The 23,959-nt window shown below is 70.9% G+C and carries 19 protein-coding genes; 16 read left to right on the forward strand and 3 right to left on the reverse strand.

Annotation, left to right across the window (positions count from 1 at the left end; translation table 11 throughout):
• Window positions 1–21 precede the first annotated feature (21 nt).
• On the reverse strand, window positions 22–1,023 hold the full coding sequence (locus STSP_RS25965; protein ID WP_067282838.1) for an ATP-binding protein: 1,002 nt from the start codon (window positions 1,021–1,023) through the stop codon (window positions 22–24).
• Between the two features lie 142 nt (window positions 1,024–1,165).
• On the opposite strand from STSP_RS25965, the gene STSP_RS25970 reads away from it, so the two are divergent.
• Window positions 1,166–1,990: a Fic family protein gene (locus STSP_RS25970; protein WP_067282840.1), complete on the forward strand. Its 825-nt coding sequence runs from the start codon at window positions 1,166–1,168 to the stop codon at window positions 1,988–1,990.
• A gap of 547 nt (window positions 1,991–2,537) precedes the next feature.
• Here the strand turns inward: STSP_RS25970 and STSP_RS25975 are convergent.
• Window positions 2,538–3,371: an HAD family hydrolase gene (locus STSP_RS25975; protein WP_067282842.1), complete on the reverse strand. Its 834-nt coding sequence runs from the start codon at window positions 3,369–3,371 to the stop codon at window positions 2,538–2,540.
• A gap of 554 nt (window positions 3,372–3,925) precedes the next feature.
• On the opposite strand from STSP_RS25975, the gene ssd reads away from it, so the two are divergent.
• The 7 genes from ssd (at window position 3,926) to STSP_RS37510 (ending at window position 9,220) form a co-directional block, all read left to right on the forward strand.
• On the forward strand, window positions 3,926–5,041 hold the full coding sequence (gene ssd / locus STSP_RS25980; protein ID WP_067282845.1) for a septum site-determining protein Ssd: 1,116 nt from the start codon (window positions 3,926–3,928) through the stop codon (window positions 5,039–5,041).
• Window positions 5,038–6,246, forward strand: coding sequence for a TadA family conjugal transfer-associated ATPase (locus tag STSP_RS25985; protein ID WP_078067514.1), 1,209 nt, complete (start codon window positions 5,038–5,040; stop codon window positions 6,244–6,246). The genes ssd and STSP_RS25985 overlap by 4 nt, the downstream gene beginning before the upstream one ends.
• Window positions 6,247–6,251: 5 nt before the next feature.
• On the forward strand, window positions 6,252–7,106 hold the full coding sequence (locus tag STSP_RS25990; protein WP_067283008.1) for a type II secretion system F family protein: 855 nt from the start codon (window positions 6,252–6,254) through the stop codon (window positions 7,104–7,106).
• Window positions 7,103–7,885 (forward strand): type II secretion system F family protein, encoded by a 783-nt coding sequence (locus tag STSP_RS25995; protein ID WP_067282848.1) that lies wholly within the window; start codon window positions 7,103–7,105, stop codon window positions 7,883–7,885. Before STSP_RS25990 ends, STSP_RS25995 begins: the two co-directional genes overlap by 4 nt.
• A gap of 96 nt (window positions 7,886–7,981) precedes the next feature.
• Window positions 7,982–8,203, forward strand: coding sequence for a DUF4244 domain-containing protein (locus STSP_RS37505; protein ID WP_078067515.1), 222 nt, complete (start codon window positions 7,982–7,984; stop codon window positions 8,201–8,203).
• Window positions 8,204–8,372: 169 nt separating this feature from the next.
• The gene (locus STSP_RS26000; protein WP_408646360.1) at window positions 8,373–8,684 is read left to right on the forward strand and encodes a TadE family type IV pilus minor pilin; all 312 of its coding nucleotides are present in this window, start codon (window positions 8,373–8,375) and stop codon (window positions 8,682–8,684) included.
• Window positions 8,681–9,220: an Rv3654c family TadE-like protein gene (locus STSP_RS37510; protein WP_078067517.1), complete on the forward strand. Its 540-nt coding sequence runs from the start codon at window positions 8,681–8,683 to the stop codon at window positions 9,218–9,220. Before STSP_RS26000 ends, STSP_RS37510 begins: the two co-directional genes overlap by 4 nt.
• On the opposite strand, the gene STSP_RS26005 is transcribed toward STSP_RS37510, so the two are convergent.
• Window positions 9,109–11,601: a DEAD/DEAH box helicase gene (locus tag STSP_RS26005; protein ID WP_232789799.1), complete on the reverse strand. Its 2,493-nt coding sequence runs from the start codon at window positions 11,599–11,601 to the stop codon at window positions 9,109–9,111. The genes STSP_RS37510 and STSP_RS26005 overlap by 112 nt on opposite strands.
• A 155-nt stretch (window positions 11,602–11,756) precedes the next feature.
• Between STSP_RS26005 and bldG the strand changes: the two genes are divergently transcribed.
• The 8 genes from bldG (at window position 11,757) to topA (ending at window position 23,922) form a co-directional block, all read left to right on the forward strand.
• Window positions 11,757–12,098: an anti-sigma factor antagonist BldG gene (gene bldG / locus STSP_RS26010; protein WP_010986038.1), complete on the forward strand. Its 342-nt coding sequence runs from the start codon at window positions 11,757–11,759 to the stop codon at window positions 12,096–12,098.
• 101 nt (window positions 12,099–12,199) lie between these two features.
• Window positions 12,200–12,634, forward strand: coding sequence for an ATP-binding protein (locus STSP_RS26015; protein ID WP_067282852.1), 435 nt, complete (start codon window positions 12,200–12,202; stop codon window positions 12,632–12,634).
• A gap of 304 nt (window positions 12,635–12,938) precedes the next feature.
• A complete protein-coding gene (locus tag STSP_RS26020) occupies window positions 12,939–15,344 on the forward strand; it encodes a sodium-translocating pyrophosphatase (RefSeq protein WP_067282855.1) in 2,406 nt (801 codons plus the stop codon).
• Between the two features lie 192 nt (window positions 15,345–15,536).
• Window positions 15,537–16,124, forward strand: a complete 588-nt coding sequence (locus tag STSP_RS26025) for a small secreted protein (protein WP_078067518.1) — start codon at window positions 15,537–15,539, stop codon at window positions 16,122–16,124.
• A gap of 87 nt (window positions 16,125–16,211) precedes the next feature.
• Entirely contained in the window at window positions 16,212–17,741 is a 1,530-nt protein-coding gene (locus STSP_RS26030; protein ID WP_456300511.1) for a DUF7059 domain-containing protein, read from the forward strand.
• A 248-nt stretch (window positions 17,742–17,989) separates the two neighbouring features.
• Window positions 17,990–20,293 (forward strand): serine/threonine-protein kinase, encoded by a 2,304-nt coding sequence (locus STSP_RS26035; RefSeq protein WP_067282861.1) that lies wholly within the window; start codon window positions 17,990–17,992, stop codon window positions 20,291–20,293.
• Window positions 20,294–20,621: 328 nt separating this feature from the next.
• A complete protein-coding gene (locus tag STSP_RS26040; RefSeq protein ID WP_067282864.1) occupies window positions 20,622–20,819 on the forward strand; it encodes a hypothetical protein in 198 nt (65 codons plus the stop codon).
• A gap of 229 nt (window positions 20,820–21,048) precedes the next feature.
• Window positions 21,049–23,922, forward strand: a complete 2,874-nt coding sequence (topA, locus tag STSP_RS26045) for a type I DNA topoisomerase (protein WP_067282867.1) — start codon at window positions 21,049–21,051, stop codon at window positions 23,920–23,922.
• Window positions 23,923–23,959: the final 37 nt, after the last annotated feature.

The raw sequence follows: 23,959 nt of genomic DNA on the forward strand, positions 1-23,959 counted from the left end.
GAGGCCCGGGCGATCCGGCGGTCATGCCGGCTGGGGGGCGCCGACCTCTACGCTGTGGAGGCTCTCCCGCAGCACGAAGCCGGGGTCGACCTGCGACGCCAGATCCACGCCCGTCCGCGCGTTGCCCCAGCTCTGCGCGTTCTTCAGGTGGAAGTGCACCATCTGGCGCGTATAGCGGTCCCAGTCACGGACGTCGTACGTCGCGTCGGCCGCGGTCCTGAGCGCCTGCAGGGCGAGGTGGTTGGCGTCCTCCAGGAGCTCGAACCGGGGCGGGCGGCCCTTCTCCATGGCGCGCACCCAGTCCGAGTGCCCGACCGTGACGAGCAGGTCCTCTCCCACCTCCTCCTGCAGGAAGTCGATGTCGTCCTGCCCCTGCACCTTGTTGCCGACGACTTTCAGCGCGACGCCGAAGTCCCGTGCGTACTCCTTGTACTGGCGGTAGACGGACACTCCCTTGCGGGTCGGCTCGGCCACCAGGAAGGTCATGTCGAAGCGGGTGAACATGCCGGACGCGAAGGAGTCCGAGCCCGCCGTCATGTCGACGACCACGTACTCGCCGCGGCCGTCCACCAGATGGTTCAGGCACAGCTCCACCGCGCCCGTCTTCGAGTGGTAGCAGGCGACGCCAAGGTCGGCTTCGGTGAAGGGGCCGGTGACCATCAAACGGACGGCCGCGCCGTCGAGTTCCACCGGGTGCGCGCATGCCTCGTACACCGGATTGGTCTCGCACACCCGTAGCAGCCGGGAGCCCGCGCCGGGCGGTGTCGTCTTGATCATCGTCTCGGCGGAGGAGATGCGCGGGTTCGTGCCGCGCAGATAGTCCTTGATCAGCGGCAGTCGGTCGCCCATCGCGGGCAGCGCGGCGGCCTCCGCCTCGTCGAGACCGAGCGCGGGGCCCAGGTGCTGGTTGATGTCCGCGTCGACGGCGAGCACCGGAGCGCCGGTGGCGGCGAGATGACGGATGAAGAGGGAGGACAGCGTGGTCTTGCCGCTGCCGCCCTTTCCCACGAAAGCGATCTTCATGTTCGCCAAGCGTAATGGCGCGATCTCGGAGCGTGGCAACTCGGCGGAGAGAAGACCACTCCTTCGTGGGCCGAGATGGTGTGGCGAGAAGCTCATCGGAGCAGTGGTGGCGGGAGATCGCCCGGCGCGTAGGGTCGTACTCATGAGTACGACAGGTGCGTCCGCCGACCCGCTCGCGGCCCTCGGTTCGCTGCCCGGTGTCGGGGACTCCGTGGAGTCGGTGCGCCGGGCGGTGGACCGGGTCTACGGCCACAGGATCATGCGGCGCCGCAGCAACGAGATCACCTCCGAGGCGGCGCTGCGCGGCGCGCGCGGATCGGCTGCGCTGTCCGGCGCCGACTGGGCGCTCGAGGAAGTGCGTCGGCGCACCGACTTCAGCGGCGACGAGGAGGCGCGGACCGTCGGCGCCGCCCTGCGGCTCACCGCCGAGGCAGGCCAACTCCTCTCGATCTGGCGGCAGTCGCCGCTCCGGGTCCTGGCCCGCCTCCACCTGGTGGCGGCCGCCGGCCGGTCCGAGGACGTAGGACGGCCCCGGCAGGACGGTGAACCGGTCGACGAACCGCTGATCGACCTCCCGCTGCCGCAGGCGGAGGAGGTGGCCGCCCGCCTGGAGGGACTGTCGCAGCTGATCGTCGCGGGCAGCCAGGCCCCGGCGCTGGTGACCGCGGCCGTGGTGCACGGTGAACTGCTGGCGCTGCGCCCCTTCGGCTCCCACAACGGGCTGGTCGCGCGCGCCGCCGAGCGCATCGTGCTGATCGGCAGCGGCCTCGATCCAAAATCCATCTGCCCGGCCGAGGTCGGCCATGCGGAACAGGGCCGGTCCGCCTATGCGGCAGCGCTCGAGGGCTATGCGTCCGGTACGGCGGAGGGGATGGCCGCCTGGATCGCTCACTGCGGGCGCGCGGTCGAGCTGGGCGTCAGGGAGTCGACGGCGGTCTGCGAGGCGCTCCAGCGCGGGGCGGCCTGAGGCCGACGGGCCGGAGGCGAGGGGCTACCAGCGACCAGCGGACAGGGCTGCGGCGGTACGAGAACTCGTACCGCCGCTGGCATGTCCACCGGGTTACCATGCGTCCTCGATATCTGCCCATCAGGCCGGGGACTTAGCCCGTCGCCTGGTGCGGCTGGCCCGTAATCGACGGGTCGACGTCGCGTGGGTGCCCGGTATTCATGCATCGGTCCGTGGGCCTTGGTTGCGTTACAGGTGATCCTTCCGGATATGCCGTGGTCTCGCGGGCCGTTGAGTCCTTTGTACTCCAGGGCCGAGGGCAAGCGGAAGTGGTCGCTACACTTCTTTACTTTTAGGTTCAAAGACCGGTGATTCCGGCGTGGCCCGCGGTGTCTGTGCTGGTGGCGGGGCCCGGTTGGAACCGCGGTGCGCTGAGCCGGACGGCCCGCCCGACAGGCGGCCGGGCCGTACCCGCGCCGGGGGTGCGTCAGACTGCTGCGCTGCGCGCGGCGTCCGGCGGCACCTGGCCGCCAGCCGCCTCGCCCACTGTCCCCGTGCCGGGGACGCGTCAGAGTGCCGCGGTGCGGCGCCGGCTCGCGTACCAGACCAGGCCCGCGGTGGCCGCGGCGGCACCGACGGCGGCCATCGCGACCAGAGCCGGGCGCGGGGGCACCTTGAACGCGGGGATCCGCTGCTTGAGCCGGACGGGTCGGTGGAAGTCGAGAATCGGCCACTGGCGCGCGAGAGCCTCGCGGCGCAGTGCGCGGTCGGGGTTGACCGCATATGGATGACCGACGGACTCCAGCATGGGTACGTCGGTCACCGAGTCGCTGTACGCGTAACATCGCGCGAGGTCGTACCCCTCCGATGCCGCCAGCTCCTTGATGGCCTCCGCCTTGGTGGGTCCGTATGCGTAGTACTCCACCTCGCCCGTGAAACACCCGTCCTCGCCGACGACCATCCGCGTCGCCACGACCCGGTCCGCTCCGAGCAGTTCGCCGATGGGCTCGACGACCTCCGCGCCGGAGGTGGAGACGATCACGACGTCGCGGCCGGCGGTGTGGTGCTCCTCGATGAGCGAGGCGGCCTCGTCGTAGATGATGGGGTCGATCAAATCGTGCAGGGTCTCGGCGACGATCTCCTTCACCTGCTGCACGTTCCACCCGCGGCACAGCGCCGAGAGGTACTCGCGCATGCGCTCCATCTGATCGTGGTCGGCTCCGCCCGCCAGGAAGACGAACTGGGCGTACGCGGTGCGCAGTACGGCACGGCGGTTGATCAGCCCGCCTTGGTAGAACGACTTGCTGAAGGTGAGCGTGCTGGACTTCGCAATGACCGTCTTGTCCAGGTCGAAGAAGGCCGCGGTGCGGGGCGACGAGTGGTTTTCCACGAGCCAGAGCATATGCGCCCACCATTCGGCGTAAGGTGTGGCGCGTGGGTTTGCCTGAGAGGGCTCTCGGGTACACCATGGAAGTCACGGATCGTTCGCGACCGTGCTAACCCGGTCCGACTCCTCCCCCCCCGAGTCGGCCGTGGGGACGACCCCCGCTCTCCCCCCCGGCGGGGGTCGTCGCATGTCCGGACGGGTTTCGTCCCCTCTTCTCTGATCATCGGGTCCTCCGTGTGGCTTGAGTGCCGCTGTGTTCCGACTGCCTCAACTGGTCACTCTGCGTAGTGGTTGTGCTCCTCTGTGGAAGTTCCGGCGATGTCACCGGTATGGGTGAGAGGGATATTCACAACCCCTGGGTTGTCCACAGTTATTGACCAAGATCCACACGATTTCCGGGATCGCTGCACGGTGATTCCGCTCGTCCCGCTCGCGGAGTTCATGACCGGTTCGGTTTCGCCGGTTCGCAGTGCCGGTTCCCGCCACTTCTCTTTGGCGAATTGCCGGCCCGTCCTCCGCGGTCACGGGTCACGGGCGCATGACGTGTACAGCGAGAGGGGCTGGGGATCGTGGCGGGAGCCATCGCATATGACCGGTCGCCGGCCGCCGAGGGGCGGCAGGGCGCACCGCTGATCGTCACGGAGGACGTGGAGCTGCTGGACGATCTGCTGCGGCTGTGTGCTGCGGCCGGGGCGAGACCGGAGGTGCACCACGGAGTGCCCGAGCGGCGGAGCGAGTGGGAAGCGGCGCCGCTCGTGCTGGTCGGGGACGATGCCGCCGTCCGGGTGCGGGGTGCGGGGCGCAGACGTGGAGTGGTGCTGGTCGGGCGCGACCAGGACGATCCGGACGTGTGGCAGCGGGCCGTGGAGATCGGCGCCGACCATGTGCTGCGGCTGCCCGACGGTGAGCAGTGGCTGGTGGACCGGATCGCCGATGTGGCCGAGGGCGTGGGGCGGCCCGCGCTCACGATCGGGGTGATCGGCGGGCGCGGAGGGGCGGGGGCTTCCACGCTCGCGTGCGCGCTCGCGGTGACGTCGGCACGGGAGGGTCGCCGCACCCTGCTCGTGGACGCCGACCCGCTGGGCGGCGGCCTCGACGTGCTGCTCGGCGGTGAGACCGCCGACGGGCTGCGCTGGCCCGCGTTCGCAGAGTCGCGCGGGAGGGTCGGGGGAGCAGCCCTGGAGGAGTCGCTGCCCGAGTTGCATGCGCTGCGGATCCTCAGCTGGGACAGGGCCGATTCGGTCGTCGTGCCGCCGGAGGCCGTGCGTGCGGTGCTCGCCGCCGCCCGCAGGCGGGGCGGTTCAGTGATCGTTGACCTGCCGCGCCGGGTGGACGACGGGACCGCCGAGGTCCTCGCCCAACTGGACCTGGGGCTGCTGGTGGTGCCTCCGGAGCTGCGCGCGGTTGCCGCGGCGAAGCGGGTCGCGTCGGTGGTGGGCATGGTGCTGCAGGACCTGCGGGTCGTGGTGGGTGCCGGGCGCGGCACCGGGGGATCCGGCGGACTCACCGCGGAGGAGGTGGCGCGGCTCCTGGCGCTGCCGCTTGCGGGAGAACTCCCGGTGGAGCCCGGCCTGTCGGCGGCTCAGGCGGGCGGTGAGCCGCCCGGGGCGGCAGCGCGCGGCCCACTGGCGCGGTTCTGCCGGGCCTTCTGGGAGCGGGTGCCCGTCGAAGGAGGGGGCGTATGAGCCGCCAGACCCTCGCACCGGCAGGAGGCCACGGACATGCGGGGCGGGCCGGCCGGGATGCCGGGCTGCTGGACGGGGTGCGGCAGTGGCTCGCCGAGAACGGTTCCGACCCGACCCCGGCCAGGGTCGCCCAGGCACTGAGGGAGCAGGGCAAGGTGCTCGGGGACGCCGAAGTGCTGGGCGCAGCCGAACAGTTGCGCTCCGAGCTGGTCGGCACCGGACCCCTGGAGCCGCTGCTCGCCGACCCGCGGGTGACCGACGTCCTGGTCTCCGCCCCCGACCGGGTGTGGGTGGACCGCGGGGGCGGCCTGGAGCTCACGGGGGTGTCCTTTCCAGACGCGTCGGCGGTACGGCGCCTCGCGCAGCGTCTGGCCGCGGTGGCCGGGCGGCGGCTCGATGACGCGCGGCCCTGGGTGGACGCCCGGCTGCCCGACGGGACGCGACTGCACGCGGTACTCCCACCGGTCGCCGTGGGATCGACCTGTCTGTCTCTCCGCGTCGTACGGCCGCGTGCCTTCACCCTGGGCGAACTGGTGGCGGCGGGGACGGTGCCGCCCGGTGGAGAGGGGGTCCTGCGTGCGCTGCTCGAGGCGAGGCTGTCGTTCCTGATCAGCGGAGGTACGGGCTCAGGCAAGACAACCCTGTTGAGCGCTCTGCTCGGGTTGGTCGGGCCGGGCCAGCGGATCGTGCTCGCCGAGGACTCCGCGGAACTGCGCCCCGACCATCCGCATGTGGTGCGCCTGGAGACCAGGCCCGCCAACCAGGAGGGTGCGGGGCTCGTCACGCTCGAGGACCTGGTGCGCCAGGCCCTGCGGATGCGGCCGGACCGGCTGGTGGTCGGTGAGGTGCGGGGTGCGGAGGTCGTCGATCTGCTCGCCGCGCTCAATACGGGTCACGAAGGGGGCTGCGGCACGGTCCACGCCAATGCGGCGGGCGATGTGCCGGCGCGTCTGGAGGCGCTGGGCACGTCGGCCGGTCTCGACCGGGCGGCGCTGCACAGCCAGTTGGCGGCCGCGCTGTCCGTGGTGCTGCATCTCGTCCGTGACCGCGACGGACGGCGGCGTATTGCGGAGGTCCATGTGCTGGAGCGGGAGGCCTCTGGGCTCGTGGTGACGGTGCCCGCGCTGCGTTGGGGCCCGGACGCCTTCCGGTGCGAGCGGGGCTGGCAGCGACTGCAGGGACTGCTCGGAGGTGGGGCGCCGTGACGGGGATGGTGTCTTCGGCGCCGGTTTACGCGGCGATGGTGTGCGCGGGAGCGGCGGCCTGGCTGATGGGCGGGCGTAACCGAGCCGCGCGAAGAGCCCGCGTGCTGCTCGCGGACGGCGCGATGGCAGGACCCGTCCGGCCGCCATGGGAACGGGCGAGGGCCTGGTGCCGTGCTCGGCTGCGCCCCGAATGGTGGTGCCTCGTGGCTGGGGTGATGATCGCGCTCGTCGGGGAGTCCTTCGTGCCGCTTCTCGCCGGGGCAGTTGGTGTGCCCCTTGCCGGGAGGGCGCGGCGGGCCAGGGCGGCACGGCATCTGACCGGACAGCGCGCCGATGCGGTGATCGCACTGTGCGGCGCGCTCGCCGGAGAGGTGCGCGCCGGGCGGCAGCCCACCGAGGCGTTGCTCGTGGCAGCCCGCGATTCGGGAGGGCTCGGCGCCGCCCGGGGCGCCGTGGTGGCCGCGGCCCGGTTCGGCGGGGACGTGCCGAGGGCGCTCTGCGAGGACGCGCGGGAGCCGGGGGCCGAAGGCCTGGGGGGACTCGCGGCGTGCTGGCGGGTCGCCGTGGACCGAGGCGCCGGTCTGGCCGCCGGGCTGGAGCGCCTTGAGAGCGCACTCCGCGCCGAGCGCGACCAGCGGGCCGACCTACGCGCCCAGTTGGCGGGAGCCCGCTCAACGGCCGTCCTGCTCGCGGCGCTCCCCCTCCTGGGCCTGCTGCTCGGCACGGCACTGGGCGCCGATCCGCTGCGGGTCCTGCTGCACACAGGGCCGGGACTCGCTTGCCTGCTCGTCGGCGGGGTTCTGGAGGGCGCGGGGCTGTGGTGGGCACTGAGGATCGTACGAGGGGCGGAGGAGCGGTGAACGCTGTCCACAGGCTGGGGGCGGCGGTGTGCGTCGCAGCGGCCGCGCTGTGGCTGGTGCACGTACTGCGTTCCGGGTGGCGCGAAAGGGCGGTGCGGCGCCGACTGCGTGCGCTGCTGGGCACCGCAACCCGGGCGACTCCCGCAAGGGGAGCACAAGTGCGGCATGCGGTACGGCGATGGGCGCCGGTCGCCGGTGCGGCGTGCGCCGGATACGCGCTCGTGGGCGGTGTCGCGGGCTGCCTGGCCGGGGCGTTGGCCGGGTACGGCGCCCTGCGCTGGCGGCAGGCAGGCCGGACAGGTGCACCGGTCCCGAGCGCCGATCCGGATGCGGCAGCACGGCAACTCCCGCTTGCCGCCGATCTGCTGGCGGCATGCATCGCAGCCGGCGCCGACCCGGTCAGCGCGGCGCAGGCAGTGGGCGGATCACTGGGCGGTCCGGTGGGTGAGTGGCTGGCGTGGGGAGCGGCCGAGGTGCGGCTCGGCGGCGAACCTGCGGACGCATGGCGCCGGCTGGCTGCGATACCGGGGGCCCAGGCGCTCGCCCGGCTGCTGGAGCGGACGGGTGTTTCCGGCGCACCGACGGCGGTACCGGTCGCGCGGCTCGCCACGGAGGCCAGGGCCGAGTGGGGGCGTACCGCCGCGGCCAAGGCGCGCCGCGCCGGTGTGCTGATCACTGCTCCCGTCGGGCTGTGCTTCTTGCCTGCGTTCATCGCCGTCGGAGTCGTCCCGGTGCTGATCGGTCTGGCGGGTGGCGTGTTGGGCGGGGGTGGTGGCTGAGGGGAAGACATGCGGCCGGTCTCCGGCCTGGGAACAAAGGCCCGACGAGCAAGGGCCTGCACGTACTGAAGTCTTGAAATCTTTCCGGGGGTTGGGATGTGTGAAGTGATGCGGGCACGCGTGCGTGGCCTGTTGCGCAGGGTTCGTACGGCATCTGCGAAGCGGCGGAGGGACGCGGGAATGGTCACCTCCGAGTACGCGATGGGCCTGATCGCGGCAGTGGGGTTCGCCTCGTTGCTCTACAAGGTGCTGACGAGTGGTCAGGTGATGGCCGCGCTGCAGGGCATCGTGGACAAGGCGCTCGATGTTCAGTTCTGAGGCGAGGCCGGAAGCGGATCGGCAGCAGACGCGTGCGGGCAGAGACGAGACGCATGCGGCGGCGGACAAGAGGCACGCCGGTGGGCCGGGCCTGCGTCCAGGGCCCGCCGCGAGTCCGCCGGGACGGCGTCCTCGTGACCAGGGGTTCGCGACGGCCGAGGCGGCGGTGGTGCTCCCCGCGCTGGTGCTGTTCGCGATGGGACTCGTCTGGGCGCTGCTGGCCGCGTCCGCCCAGATCCAGTGTGTGGACGCCGCGCGGGCCGGGGCCCGTGCGGCGGCCCGGCAGGATCCGCCGGAGGTCGCTGTGGCGGCGGCGGAGCAGGCCGCACCGAATGGAGCACGGGTCACCGTGCGGCGGGACGGTGATCTGGTCCGGGTGGAGGTCACAGCGGACTCACCAGGTCCCGGTGCGCTGTCCCTGCGCCTGAGCCACGAGGCCGTGGCACTGGCGGAGGAGACGGTGGGGGTGAGTGGCGGATGAGACGCTGCTGGGCCAGGCGCCGGTGGAAACGGCTCGGCCGGACCAGGGGCTGGAGTTGGCGGTTGTTGCGGGCCCGCACATCGGACCGCGGGTCCGCCACCGTCTGGGTCGTCTGCGCGATCGCGGTGCTGTGCCTGGTGTTCGGTGCCGTGCTGACCATGGCCCAGGCCGTGATCGCGCGTCACGAGGCGGGTGGTGCCGCCGACCTGGCGGCGCTTGCCGCGGCGGACCACTGGATGGAGGGCAGTGCAGGCGCGTGTGCCCGGGCGGAACGGGTGGTTCAGGCACAAGGCGCCCGGCTCGTGCGGTGCACCGTGTCAGGCGACATCTCTGACGTCACTGCGGCGGCCGGCCTCGGCCCGTGGACGGGGGAGGTCAGATCGCGGGCGGGCCCGGCGGGACCTGTTGCTCCGGCGCCACGTGCTCAGGCCTCGGTGGATTCCCCGCTCACCGCAGGACCAGGCGCCTCGTATCCCGCACGACCAGGCACCTCGTATGCAGCAGCACCAGGTGCCTTGTCCGCTGGAGCCCCCTGAAGCAGCACCGTCAGGAGGCGTACGGCTCCGCGTTTGTGCAGGGGGTCGTTGCCGTTGCCGCACTTCGGAGACTGGATGCAGGACGGGCAGCCCGCCTCGCACTCGCAGGATGCGATGGCCTGGCGGGTGGCGGTGAGCCATTCCCGGGCGGTGTGGAAGGCGCGCTCCGCGAAGCCGGCGCCGCCCGGGTGGCCGTCGTACACGAAGACGGTCGGCAGCAGGGTGTCCGGATGCAGCGGTATGGAGACCCCGCCGATGTCCCAGCGGTCGCAGGTCGCGAAGAGCGGCAGCATGCCGATCGACGCGTGCTCCGCGGCGTGCAGAGCACCGCCCAGCTGCTCCGGCGCGACCCGTGCGGCGTCCACCTGGTCCTCGGTGACGGTCCACCACACGGCGCGCGTGCGGAGCGTACGAGGAGGGAGGTCGAGTCTGGTCTCGCCCAGCACCTCGCCCGTGATGAGTTTGCGACGGAGAAAGGAGACGACCTGGTTGGTGACTTCGACGGAGCCGTAGCACAGACGCGCCTCGCCCCACGGGACCTCGACGTCGGTCTCGAGGACGGAGATGGAGGTGGTGTCGCGGGCAACGGTCGAATAGGGCGGATCGGCCTCCTCGACCAGAGCGACCGAGTCCTCCAGGTCCAGCTGCCGCACCAGGTATGTACGGCCCTGGTGGAGGTGGACCGCGCCGTCGTGGACGGTCGCGTGCGCGGCGGAGGCGTCGACGGTGCCGAGCAGGCGGCCGGTCTCGGCCTCCACGACCTGCACCGGCCGCCCGCCCTCACCGCGGATGTCGGTCAGGTCCGCGGCCCGTTCCCTGCGGGTCCAGTGCCAGGCCTTGGCGCGGCGGCGCAGCAGCTTCGCGGCCTCCAGCTGCGGCAGCAGCTCGGCGGTGGCCGGGCCGAAGAGCGGCAGGTCGTCGTCTGTGAGCGGCAGCTCCGCGGCCGCGGCGCAGAGGTGCGGCGCGAGGACGTACGGGTTGTCCGGGTCGAGGACCGTGGACTCCACCGGCTGCTGGAACAGCGCCTCAGGATGGTGGACGAGATAGGTGTCCAGCGGGTCGTCCCGGGCGACCAGCACGGCCAGTGCACCCTGCCCGGAGCGGCCGGCGCGGCCCGCCTGCTGCCACAGCGAGGCCCGTGTCCCCGGGTAGCCGGCGATGAGGACGGCGTCAAGACCGGACACGTCGACGCCGAGCTCGAGGGCGGTGGTGGCGGCCAGACCGAGGAGTTCCCCGGAGTGGAGGGCGCGCTCCAGGGCTCGGCGCTCCTCGGGCAGGTAGCCGCCTCGGTAGGCCGCGACCCGTCGGGCGAGCGACCGGTCGCCTGGGGTATCGGCCGCCGACGACACGGCGGCCAGCCGCTCCTGGGCGATCACGGAGATCAGCTCGGCGCCGCGGCGGGATCGTACGAAGGCGACCGTGCGCACACCCTGCACGACCAGGTCGGTCAGCAGGTCGGCGGTCTCGGCCGTGGCCGTGCGCCGCACGGGCGCGCCCTTCTCGCCGTGGAGCTCGGTGAGCGGCGGCTCCCAGAGGGCGAAGACGAGCTCGCCGCGGGGCGATGCGTCGTCGGAGACCTCGCGTACGGGGAGTCCGGTGAGGCGCTGGGCGGCCACGGCGGGCTCGGCGGCGGTGGCCGAGGCCATGAGGAAGACGGGTTCGGAGCCGTAGCGGGCGCACACGCGGCGCAGCCGGCGCAGCACCTGGGCGACGTGCGAGCCGAAGACACCGCGGTAGGTGTGGCACTCGTCGATGACGACATAGCGCAGGGCGCGCAGGAAGGAGGACCAGCGAGGGTGGGACGGGAGTATCCCGCGGTGCAGCATGTCGGGATTGGTCAGTACGTAGTTGGCGTACTGTCGCACCCACTCGCGCTCTTCGAACGGGGTGTCGCCGTCGTAGGCCGCCGGCCGGACGGCGTTGCCCAGGGGCCGCGCGAGATCCTTCACGGCCCGGCACTGGTCGGCTGCGAGCGCCTTCGTGGGGGCGAGATAGAGGGCGGTCGCGCCCCGCCCGTTGGGTGCGTCGGCGCCGTCGAGCAGGGTGCTGAGGACCGGTACGAGATAGCCGAGGGACTTGCCGGACGCGGTGCCGGTCGAGACGACCACGCACTCGCCGTCCAGGGCGTACTCCGCTGCGAGTGCCTGATGGGACCAGGGGTGCTCGATCCCGGCTGCCTGCACGGCCGCGATGACCTCGGGGCGGACACGGTCCGGCCAGATGGCATGGCGTCCCGCTCTCGGGGGCAAGTGCTCCGTATGAGTGATACGGGAAGCCCGGCTCGGGCCCGGGGCGAGCCGGTCCAGCACAGCACGGGGGGAGGGGCGCACCGTGGTGTCCCCCGCGCGTCGATCGGATCGGTGATTGTTGGCCATCGGCATCGAGTGTGTCACTGGGGTGACGGACAATGGCCTAAGGCGTCGTGCACGCCTGCCCGTAAGTGATTGAATGCCATCGCGGCTGGCGATCCGTCTCGGGGGCTCAAGCCGAGGTGTCCCTAGGGATGACCGCTCGATAGCAAGGTGCTGGAGGATCCGTGGACCTGTCCCTGTCGACCCGTACCGTCGGCGATCGTACGGTCGTCGAGGTCGGTGGCGAAATTGATGTATATACCGCGCCCAAGCTGCGCGAGCAGCTGGTCGAGCTGGTGAACGACGGCAATTTCCACCTCGTCGTCGACATGGAGGGCGTGGACTTCCTCGACTCCACCGGGCTCGGCGTGCTGGTAGGCGGACTGAAGCGGGTGCGTGCCCACGAGGGCTCGCTGCGCCTGGTCTGCAACCAGGAGCGCATTCTGAAGATCTTCCGGATCACCGGTCTGACGAAGGTGTTCCCGATCCACACCTCGGTCGAGGAAGCGGTCGCGGCCACCGACTGAGCCGGTAACCCGGGCCACGGCCCGGGGTGGCACAAGCAGGGGGACCGGGCCGTCGTCGGCCCGGTCTTCCGAGAGCACGCCCATACGTCCGAGGGGGATGCATGGCCACCGTTGAACTCCGCTTCAGCGCGCTGCCCGAGCATGTCAGGACCGCCCGACTCGTGGCGGCAGCAGTGGCGCGCAGGGCTGGGGTGGACGAGGCCGTTCTCGACGAGGTCAGGCTCGCCGTCGGCGAGGCCTGTACCCGTGCCGTCGGGCTGCACCAGAGCGGCGGCGTCACCGCGCCGGTGCGGGTGCTGCTGACCGAGGAGGAGAAGCAGTTCTCCATCGAGGTCGGCGACGAGGTGCCGCATGCGGCCTCCCATGGGGTGCCGGGCGAGGACGGTGCGGCAGTCGAGGAGCCCGAGCCGGAGGAGGACGAGATGGGTCTCGCCGTCATCAGCGGGCTCGTGGACGACGTCGAGGTGAGCGCCGACGAGCACGGCGGTGTGATCCGGATGAGCTGGCCGACCGCCTCCGCGACGGTACTGCCGTGATCGTCAGTGGTGATCGAATGAAACCCGTCGCCGTCCCCGGGTGAGGGGCGCGCGTTCTGATCGTTTTTCTTTTCAGGCCCTGTTGAACAGGGCCTTTTTCATTTCCCTGGATCATTCCTTAGATCATTCGCTCGGCGTCAACGCTTTCAGGCCATTACTCCGTTTGGCTGTCGTTCGCATTGAGGGATCATTTACTGAAGAGCACATCAAGGTCGATTCCGTTTGTCGCGCTCTGTTTTGATCAGGGCCTGGTACCTACAATCCGTCCACATCTTGAGCTCAGCCCAAGCGTCAAGGAGGACGAATGGCGGGGCTTTCTACCCCTCATCAGCTGGACCACCCCTCAACCTTCGCAGCCGCGGTACTGACCGACGACAACCGGCTCATCGTGACGGTCATCGCGGCCGTCGCGCTCGCGGCTCTGGTGGTCGCCGGAGTGCTGGTGCGCCAAGTGCTCGCGGCAGGCGAGGGCACCGACACCATGAAGAAGATCGCGGCGGCGGTCCAGGAAGGCGCGAATGCCTATCTGGCCCGGCAGCTGCGCACTCTCGCGGTATTCGCCGTCGTGGTGTTCTTCCTGCTCATGCTGCTGCCGGCAGACGACTGGAATCAGCGCGCCGGACGCTCGGTGTTCTTCCTGATCGGCGCGGCATTCTCGGCGGCCACCGGCTATATCGGCATGCGGCTCGCCGTACGGGCCAATGTGCGGGTGGCGGCCGCCGCCCGTGAAGCGACTCCCGCTGAAGGAGAACCGAAAAAGGATCTGACGGCCGTCTCGCACAAGGCCATGAAGATCGCTTTCCGTACCGGCGGCGTCGTCGGCATGTTCACGGTGGGGCTCGGTCTGCTGGGCGCCTCCTGTGTGGTGCTGGTGTACGCGGCCGATGCGCCGAAGGTGCTGGAGGGCTTCGGTCTCGGCGCCGCCCTGATCGCGATGTTCATGCGTGTCGGCGGCGGCATCTTCACCAAGGCCGCCGACGTCGGCGCCGACCTGGTCGGCAAGGTCGAGCAGGGCATTCCGGAGGACGACCCGCGTAATGCCGCGACCATCGCCGACAATGTGGGCGACAACGTCGGCGACTGCGCTGGTATGGCCGCGGACCTCTTCGAGTCGTACGCCGTGACGCTGGTCGCCGCGCTGATCCTCGGCAAGGCGGCCTTCGGCGACTCCGGGCTCGCCTTCCCGCTGATCGTTCCCGCGATCGGCGTCGTGACGGCGATGATCGGCATCTTCGCCGTGGCGCCCCGCCGCGCGGACCGCAGCGGCATGACCGCGATCAACCGCGGTTTCTTCATCTCGGCGGTGATCTCGCTCGCGCTGGTGGCCACCGCGGTCTTCGTCTACCTGCCGTCCTCGTACGCCGACCTCAAGGGCGTCACCGACGCGGCGATCCAGGCCAAGAGCGGTGACCCGCGGATCCTCGCGCTGGTCGCCGTGGCGATCGGCATCGTCCTGGCCGCGCTGATCCAGCAGCTCACGGGCTACTTCACCGAGACGAGCCGGCGGCCCGTGCGGGACATCGGCAAGACCTCGCTCACCGGTCCGGCCACCGTCGTCCTCGCCGGCATCTCCGTCGGTCTCGAATCGGCCGTCTACACCGCACTGCTGATCGGCCTGGGTGTGTACGGGGCGTTCCTGCTCGGCGGTACGTCGATCATGCTGGCGCTGTTCGCGGTGGCGCTGGCCGGAACCGGTCTGCTGACCACGGTCGGCGTGATCGTCGCCATGGACACCTTCGGTCCGGTCTCCGACAACGCGCAAGGCATCGCCGAGATGTCCGGCGACGTCACGGGCTCGGGCGCCCAGGTGCTCACCGACCTCGACGCCGTGGGCAACACCACGAAGGCCATCACCAAGGGCATCGCCATCGCCACGGCCGTCCTCGCGGCGTCGGCGCTCTTCGGCTCGTACCGGGACGCGATCGTCACCGCCGCACAGGAGGTCGGCGAGAGCGTCACAGGCAGGGACGCGCCGATGAACCTGCTGATGGACATCTCGCAGCCCAACAACCTGGTCGGTCTGATCGCCGGTGCGGCCGTCGTCTTCCTCTTCTCCGGTCTCGCCATCAACGCGGTGTCGCGTTCGGCGGGCGCGGTGGTCTACGAGGTGCGGCGGCAGTTCCGCGAGCACCCCGGGATCATGGACTACACCGAGAAGCCGGAGTACGGGCGTGTGGTCGACATCTGCACCAAGGACGCGCTTCGCGAGCTCGCGACGCCGGGCCTGCTCGCCGTGATGGCACCGATCGCGATCGGGTTCACGCTCGGCGTCGGGGCCCTCGGTGCCTATCTCGCGGGCGCGATCGGCACGGGCACGCTGATGGCCGTCTTCCTCGCCAACTCCGGGGGTGCCTGGGACAACGCGAAGAAGCTCGTCGAGGACGGCCACCACGGCGGCAAGGGCAGCGAGGCCCATGCCGCGACGGTGATCGGCGACACGGTCGGCGACCCCTTCAAGGACACCGCCGGGCCCGCGATCAACCCGCTCCTGAAGGTGATGAACCTGGTGGCGCTGCTCATCGCGCCCGCAGTAGTCAAATTCAACTATGGGGACGACGCGAGTCTCGGAATCCGGATCCTCATCGCGGTGGTGGCCATTGCCGTCATCATCGGTGCGGTCTTCGTCTCCAAGCGGCGCGGCATCGCTGTGGGTGACGAAGGCAACGCCGAGAAGACGTCCAAGCCGGCCGATCCGGCGGTGGTTTCCTGACAGCGGGTCAGAATCCTGGTCGGGCGGGGCTCGACGAGCGGGCGTGCGGCGCGTCACTGCGCGCCGCACGCCCGTTTCTGCCCGCTCGTGACCCTTCTCTCTCTTGGTGCAAATGGCTTCAATAGCGTTCATATCGGACGTCCGGCATGAGATAGTCGCCCACTTGGCGTGTATGTTCCGGGGCCGAGAGCCATGGAAGGGACCAATCCGGTGAACAAGAAGCTCGCGGCCGCACTGTCCGGCGGTGCGGTACTGGTACTGGCGCTGTCGGGATGCAGTGGCGACAGCAACGAGGAGCTGGACGCCTGGGCCAAGTCGGTCTGCGACGCGGTGAAGCCGCAGGCGAAGGCGATCGAGGACGCCAACGCCGCGATCCAGAAGCAGACCTCGGACAACAGCACCCCGGAGGACGTCCAGAAGACCGACTCGGGGGCCTTCCAGGACATGTCCGACGCGTACCAGGCGATCGGCGCCGCCGTGGACAAGGCCGGTGCGCCGCCGGTCGACGACGGTGCGAAGAAGCAGCAGGCGGCCGTCAAGGAGCTCAAGAGCATCTCCGCGGCGTACGCCGACCTGAAGAAGAAGGTCGACGACCTCAACACCGAGGACCAGGCGAAGTTCGCCGACGGCCTCAAGGACATCGCCAGCGAGCTGGACAAGCTCAGCAAGAGCGGCAACGACGCGCTGCAGAAGCTCGAGGAGGGCGAGGTCGGCAAGGCCATGCAGCGGCAGGCGAGCTGCAAGAGTGCGTCTTCCTCGCCGGCGGCTACGCAGGGGTGACGCGGCGCCGCCCCTTCGGGGGCCTCGGAGGCGCGCCCTGGACCTGGGGCCGCGCCGATCCGGCTCCCGGACGACACAATGGGTCGCGTGAGTACCGTCAGTCAGTCCTCCCTGTCCTCCCTGCCCTCGCCCGCGCGGGCCGACGTCGCCGCCCGGCTGCGCGACGCCCTCCTGGCCGCCGACTTCACCGCCGACGGGCTGCTCGAGCTGCTCGGCGCCCCCGCGTACGCGGCGCTGGCGCGCAGTGAGACCGTCCCCGCGCTGCGCGCCACCCGCGGTGACACACCGCTGGAAGCGCTCGTACGGCTCTTCCTGCTGCAGCAGCCCGTGGCGCACGCGCGCATGGCGGACGTTCTGCCGGTCGAGGAGTGCCTCGACAGCGGCTGGCTGGTTCAGGCGGGCGGCGGCGAGGTCGCGGCGACGGTGGACGTGCGGCCGTACGGCGGACCGGACGGGGAGGACTGGTTCATCGTCTCCGACCTCGGGTGCGCGGTCGGCGGTGCCGGGGGCATCGGCAGCCGCGCGGAGGGGGTCGTCCTGGGGGTCGGCGGGGCGTCCACGACGCTGGCCGGGATCACCGTGCGTACGCCCGTGGCGTCGGCCCTGGACCTCGGCACCGGCTCCGGCATCCAGGCGCTGCATGCCGCCCAGCACGCGACCCGGGTGACGGCGACCGACCTCAACCCCCGGGCGCTGCACATCACCCGGCTCACGCTCGCGCTGTCCGGGGCCCCGGAGGCGGATCTGCGCCAGGGTTCGCTCTTCGAGCCGGTGGCCGGCGAGACGTACGACCTGATCGTGTCCAACCCGCCGTTCGTGATCTCGCCCGGCCCCCGGCTCACCTATCGGGACGGGGGGATGGGCGGGGACGATCTGTGCCGGACGCTCGTCCAGCAGGCGGGAGAGCGGCTGAACCCGGGCGGGTACGCGCAGTTCCTCGCCAACTGGCAGCAGGTGGAGGGCGAGGAGTGGACCGACCGCCTGCGCTCCTGGGTGCCGCGCGGCTGTGACGCCTGGATCGTGCAGCGCGAGGTGCAGGACATCACGCAGTACGCCGAGCTGTGGCTGCGCGACGCGGGCGACCACCGGACGGACCCGGCCGAGTACGTCGCGCGGTACGACGCGTGGCTGGACGAGTTCGAGGCCCGCAAGACCAGGTGTGTCGGCTTCGGATGGATCACGCTGCGCAGGACGGACTCGGCGGAACCCTCCATCACGGTGGAGGAGTGGCCGCATCCGGTCGAACAGCCGCTCGGCGATACCGTGCGGCGGCACTTCGAGCGTCAGGACTATCTGCGGACGCACGACGACGCGTCGCTGCTGACCTCGCACTTCGCGCTCGCCGCCGAGGTGGTGCAGGAGCAGGTCGGGCTGCCCGGAGCCGAGGACCCCGAGCATGTGGTGCTGCGTCAGCACCGCGGGATGCGCCGGGCGACCAAGGTGGACACGGTCGGTGCCGGATTCGCGGGTGTGTGCGACGGCACGCTGAGCGCGGGACGGATCCTCGACGCGATCGCGCAACTGGTCGGCGAGGACCCGGTGTTGCTGCGCGACCGGACGCCCGCTCAGATCCGGCTGCTGATCGAGCAGGGGTTCCTGGAGCCGGCGGTTCCGTAGGGGTTCCGCTGCGTCTCCTGCCGCAGCGGGTTGATTCCTGCCGTACGGCGCGGTTGACCATGCCGTACGGCACGGTTGACTGCCGTTGCCGTTGCCGCTGGGGCTGGACCGCGCTCATGGGGCTGAGGGGTCGGGTATGACGGGATTGATCCGCAAAAGGTCTCCTGTCAGTGGTGTCTGCGAAGCTACCTTCGTGAGACCAGCTCCACGCGTCCTCGGGGGAGGCGCGCTGTCTCGGGGGAGGCGCCATGGCGGGGGAGACGCCGGATCACGGTGAAGGCAGGGTCATCAACGGCCGGTACCGGCTGCTGAGGACCCTGGGCGCGGGCGGCATGGGCCGCGTCTGGCTCGCGTACGACGAGGAGTTGGCCTGCGAGGTCTCCATGAAGGAGATCGCCATGCCGGATGTGCCGATGGACGCGTCGGAGCCCGCCCACCGCATCGCGCGGGCGCGCAGCGAGGCGCGGCACGCGGCGCGGTTGCGGGGCCATCCGCATGTGGCGACGGTGCATGACGTGCTGCTGCACGAGGGGCTGCCGTGGATCGTCATGGAGTACGTGCCGGACGCGGTCGACCTCGGCGCGCTGGTCCGCCGGTCGGGGCCGCGGACGCCCGAGCAGACGGCCCGGATCGGGCTCGCGGTGCTCGACGCGCTCACCGCGGGCCATCGCATCGGCATCCTGCACCGGGATGTGAAACCGGCCAACATCCTTCTGGCGCCGGACGCTTCGGGCGATCCTCACGCGCGCGTGCTGCTCACGGACTACGGCATCGCGCTGCAGCCGGAGTCGAGGGAGCCCCGGCTGACCGCGACCGCGGGGATCCTCGGTACTCCCGGCTTTCTGGCCCCCGAGCGGGCCCGTGGCGAGCCGCCGACGCCCGCGGCGGACCTGTTCTCGCTGGGGGCCACGCTGTACCAGGCAGTGGAGGGCCGGGGCCCCTTCGACCGCAACGACGAGTACTCGACGCTGACGGCCCTGCTCACCGAGGACCCTCATGCACCGCAGCGCGCGGGCCAACTCGCTCCTGTGCTGCACGGTTTGCTGATCAAGGACCCGGTGCGGCGGCTGGCTCCCGAGGCGGCGGCCCGCGGTCTGGAGCGGGTCCTCCAGGGCCCGGCGGGTGGTTTCTTCGGGCCTCCGCCGGTGATCAACCCTGTGCCGGCGGCGGGACCGGCGGGATGGGCATCCGGACCGACGTCGGACGGATCCGGGCACGCGGCGGGACAAGCGGGACAAGCGGGACAAGCGGCAGGGCACGCGTCGGGGTACGGATCCGGGCCGGGGACTCCGGTTACGCCCGGAGGGGCGAGCGCCGGAACTCCGCAGACGCCACAGTCCGCCCCGGCCCCGCAAACACCGCACACACCGCAGACCCCGGCGTCCGGACCGAGCACACCGGGCGGCCCGCAGGTGGGAGCGCCCATGGGCGCGCCGTTCGGCTCACCGGCGCCCGTCCAGGGCGGTGCCTCCGGGTACGAGGGGTGGAATCCGTACGCGGTGGGGTCCGGTGCCCCGGGGGCGCCCTATTCCGGTTCCGGTTCTCCCTATTCGGGGGTGTCGGGGTCCCCGTTCGGCGGGCCCGGGCAGACCGGTGGTCCGGGGGGTCCGGGGTCGGGCAGCCCGGGGCCGGGTGGACCAGGTGGCCCGCGTCGCCGGCTGCCCGCCGCGTCCGTCGTCGCGATCGTGATCGCCGTCGTGCTCGCCATCGGCACCGGCACCTGGGCGGCCCTCTCGCTCGCCGACGGCGGAGGCGGCGACGGAGGAAAGAAGGACACGAGCGCCAAGCAATCGGTATCGCCAAGCGCTTCCCTGCCGCCGACCGGCCCCACGTATCCGTACGGCGAAGAGGCGGGCCTGACCAAGCGGTTGCGGGTCGGCGACTGTGTGAACGCCGTCTGGTCCGGAGAGGCGTTCAAGTCCGTGCCCAACCTCGGGGTCGTGGACTGCTCCGAGGACATTCCGGACGGCCAGGTCGTGGCCGTCGACGTCGCCAAGGACTACGACCAGGCCCTCAGCGAGGGCGCGAGGCGTTGCGAGCAGCAGACCGAGGAGATAGCGACGGCCATGCCCGACGCGGGCTCCTACGCCCTCAAGCCGGCGAAGGACGGGTTCCTGGCGGCCGGTGGCGGCACGGCATGCCTCGTACTGGGACGCCATGTCCCGATCGGCGGTGAAGTGGGGAACTTCCGTGACACGGGCACGGACCTGTGGGTCAGCCAGATGAGCATCGGCGACTGCTGGACCTACGTCGAGGAGAAGGACACCTACCGGGCGCCGCTCACCGACTGCGCGCAACCGCACACCGACCAGGTCGTCGGGATGGTCCCGGCCCCGGAGAACATGGAGCACAAGAAGGCACTCGACAACGCCAACAAGCTCTGCGAGAACAAGTACGAATCGGCCTGGGCGTCCGGCGCCGAGCTCACCGTGTACGGCTGGGTTCCGGGCAAGGACGACTGGGACGCGGGGGTCACCAAGGTCGTGTGCACGGTGGGCCGGGCCGACGGCAAGAAGTCGAGTGGAGAGATACCGGCGCCGGGCTCGGCCTGAACCGGCCGGGCCCGGCATGCGTGGGTCACCGGCTGGGCCCGGCATGCGTGGGTCGGAGGGAGGCCGCTCCTCCGAGTGCGCGCTGCGATGCCGTCTGCTGTTCACCTCGGGTTCGCGCCATGGCTGTCCGGCTGTGCCAGCCTCCCGCTCCGGACCGGTCGGTCTGGTAGCGGCCAGGAAGCCACGGGCTGACGCAGGCAGCCGAGGCAGCCAGGGGTGGGACTCCGGGAGCCAAGGCCCGCAGGGGTCGGGAGCCGAGGCACTCAGGGAGCACAAGGGCCCCATGAGCCTCACCGGACCCAACCCAGTGGTGGAGGGCAGGGGGCACATGGAGAGCGCACCGGCGATCTTCGCGGGGACGGTGTTCGTGCTGTTCGGAGCCGGGCTGCTGCTCTGGACCGGGGCAAGGGTCCGGCACGGGGCCCCCGTGGCACACGGTGTGAACCCCGTCGCATCGGCGACCCTCGCGACCCTCGCCGGAGCGGGCGCCCTGCTGCTCGGTCTGTGGTGCTTCGGGCGCCTGTGACGTCGGCGGCGGCCGTGTAGCCGGGCCCGGCGCCGCTCGCCGCGCGGGTCCACCCGGAAAAGAGCAGGTCGCCACTCCGTGCGGCAGGAATACCGGTACTCGGGTTACCGTTCGAGTGGCCGTTGTGGGCTTTTCCCGTTTGACACGGGGGCGGGATGTACCGTCACACTCCGCAGCGTCACCCCACGTACCGCACAGAACCGAGTGCCGACCGGAGAGAAGAGCGAAGTTGTCCCCGACCAGCGAGACCGCACAGGGCGGCCGCCGACTCGTCATCGTCGAGTCGCCTGCCAAGGCGAAGACGATCAAGGGCTATCTCGGCCCCGGCTACACCGTCGAGGCGAGCGTCGGGCACATCCGCGACCTTCCCAACGGCGCCGCGGAGGTGCCCGAGAAGTACACCGGCGAGGTGCGCCGCCTCGGCGTGGACGTCGAACACGACTTCCAGCCGATCTATGTCGTCAACGCCGACAAGAAGGCCCAGGTCAAGAAGCTCAAGGACCTGCTGCGCGACTCCGACGAGCTCTTCCTCGCCACCGATGAGGACCGCGAGGGCGAGGCGATCGCCTGGCACCTGCTCGAGGTGCTCAAGCCCAAGGTCCCGGTCCACCGGATGGTCTTCCACGAGATCACCAAGGACGCGATCCGCGAGGCCGTCGAGAACCCCCGCGCCCTGAACAAGCGCATGGTCGACGCCCAGGAGACCCGCCGCATCCTCGACCGGCTCTACGGCTACGAGGTCTCGCCGGTGCTCTGGAAGAAGGTCATGCCGCGGCTGTCGGCGGGCCGCGTCCAGTCCGTCGCGACCCGGCTCGTCGTCGAGCGGGAGCGCGAGCGCATCGCCTTCCGCTCCGCCGAGTACTGGGACCTGACCGGCACTTTCGCGACCGGCCGCCCCGGCGACTCGTCGGACCCGTCGTCGCTGGTCGCGCGCCTGAACACGGTCGACGGCAAGCGCGTCGCGCAGGGCCGCGACTTCGACTCGCTCGGGCAGCTGAAGAGCGACACCCTCCACCTCGATGAGGCGAACGCCCGCGCGCTCGCCGCAGCACTGGAGAACACGCAGTTCTCGGTGCGCTCGGTCGAGTCCAAGCCGTACCGCCGCTCGCCGTACGCGCCGTTCCGCACCACGACCCTCCAGCAGGAGGCCAGCCGCAAGCTGGGCTTCGGCGCGAAGGCCACGATGCAGATCGCGCAGAAGCTGTACGAGAACGGCTACATCACGTACATGCGTACGGACTCCACGACGCTGTCGGACACGGCGATCGCTGCCGCCCGTGCACAGGTCACGCACCTGTACGGCGCCGAATACCTGCCGGACAAGCCGCGTACGTACGCCGGGAAGGTCAAGAACGCACAGGAGGCGCACGAGGCGATCCGCCCCTCGGGCGATCGTTTCCGCACTCCCGCCGAGACGGGGCTGACCGGCGACCAGTTCAAGCTGTACGAGCTGATCTGGAAGCGGACTGTCGCGTCCCAGATGAAGGACGCCGTCGGAAACAGCGTGACGGTGAGGATCGGCGGTGTGGCGAGCGACGGCCGGGACGCCGAGTTCACCGCGTCCGGCAAGACGATCACCTTCCACGGCTTCCTCAAGGCGTACGTCGAGGGCGCCGACGACCCGAACGCCGAGCTCGACGACCGCGAGCGCCGGTTGCCGCAGGTCACCGAGGGCGACGCGCTGTCCGCCGAGGAGATCACGGTCGACGGCCACGCGACCAAGCCGCCGGCCCGCTACACCGAGGCGAGCCTGGTCAAGGAGCTGGAAGAGCGCGAGATCGGCCGCCCGTCGACGTACGCGTCGATCATCGGCACGATCCTCGACCGCGGCTACGTCTTCAAGAAGGGCACAGCGCTCGTCCCGTCCTTCCTGTCCTTCGCCGTGGTCAACCTGCTGGAGAAGCACTTCGGCCGGCTCGTCGACTACGACTTCACCGCGAAGATGGAGGACGACCTCGACCGCATCGCCCGCGGTGAGGCGCAGGCCGTGCCGTGGCTGAAGCGCTTCTACTTCGGCGAGACAGTGCCCGATAGCGGCTTCGCCGCGGGGGGCCACGGCGGCGCGGCCGACGCCGGAAACGGCGACGGCGACCACCTCGGCGGCCTCAAGGAGCTCGTCACCGACCTGGGCGCGATCGACGCCCGCGAGGTGTCGACGTTCCCCGTCGGCAACGACATCGTGCTGCGCGTCGGGCGCTACGGCCCGTACATCGAGCGCGGTGACCGCGACACCGACGGCCACCAGCGCGCGGACATTCCGGACGATCTGGCTCCGGACGAGCTGTCAGTCGAGTACGCCGAGGAACTGCTGGCCAAGCCGAGCGGCGACTACGAGCTGGGCACGGACCCGGAGACGGGCCACCAGATCGTGGCGAAGGACGGGCGCTACGGCCCGTACGTCACCGAGGTGCTGCCCGAGGGCACCCCGAAGACGGGCAAGAACGCGGTCAAGCCGCGTACCGCCTCGCTCTTCAAATCGATGTCCCTGGACACGGTGACGCTCGAGGACGCGCTCAGGCTGATGTCGCTGCCGCGCGTCGTCGGGACGGACGCCGAAGGCGTCGAGATCACCGCGCAGAACGGGCGCTACGGCCCGTATCTGAAGAAGGGCACGGACTCGCGCTCCCTGGAGAACGAGGAGCAGCTCTTCACCATCACGCTGGACGAAGCGCTGGCGATCTACGCCCAGCCCAAGCAGCGCGGGCGGGCCGCGGCCAAGCCGCCGCTCAAGGAGCTGGGTGAGGACCCGGTCAGCGGCAAGCCGGTGGTGGTCAAGGACGGCCGCTTCGGCCCCTACGTCACGGACGGCGAGACCAACGCGACGCTGCGCTCCGGCGACAGCGTCGAGACGATCACGCCCGAGCGCGGCTTCGAGCTGCTCGCCGAGAAGCGGGCGAAGGCCCCGGCCAAGAAGACCGCCAAGAAGACGGCGGCGAAGAAGGCCCCGGCGAAGAAGACGGCCGCCAAGAAGACGACGGCCGCCAAGAAGACCGCTGCGAAGAAGACGACGACGGCGGCCAAGACGACGGCTGCGAAGAAGACCACGGCGAAGAAGACCACCGTCAGGAAGACGGCGGCTTCTTCGGCGGTGACGGACGACTGAGCGGCCTCGGAGGACTGAGCAGAGCGGTCCCCGGACC

The sequence above is a fragment of the Streptomyces jeddahensis genome, assembly GCF_001642995.1.
Taxonomy (GTDB): domain Bacteria; phylum Actinomycetota; class Actinomycetes; order Streptomycetales; family Streptomycetaceae; genus Streptomyces; species Streptomyces jeddahensis.